Annotated in this window: 1 rRNA gene; it reads left to right on the plus strand. The window is 53.6% G+C overall.

Annotation, left to right across the window (positions count from 1 at the left end):
* Positions 1 to 11: 11 nt before the first annotated feature.
* A 16S ribosomal RNA gene (locus QMG56_RS23300) occupies positions 12 to 261 on the plus strand; the annotation flags it as partial.

The raw sequence follows: 261 nt of genomic DNA on the forward strand, positions 1-261 counted from the left end.
GGTTGAGCATCAAACTTGAGAGTTTGATCCTGGCTCAGAACGAACGCTGGCGGCATGCCTAACACATGCAAGTCGAACGAGACCTTCGGGTCTAGTGGCGCACGGGTGCGTAACGCGTGGGAATCTGCCCCTGGGTTCGGAATAACAGTTGGAAACGACTGCTAATACCGGATGATGACGTAAGTCCAAAGATTTATCGCCCAGGGATGAGCCCGCGTAGGATTAGCTAGTTGGTGAGGTAAAGGCTCACCAAGGCGACGA

Source organism: Sphingobium sp. BS19 (assembly GCF_027925545.1).
Taxonomy (GTDB): Bacteria; Pseudomonadota; Alphaproteobacteria; order Sphingomonadales; family Sphingomonadaceae; genus Sphingobium.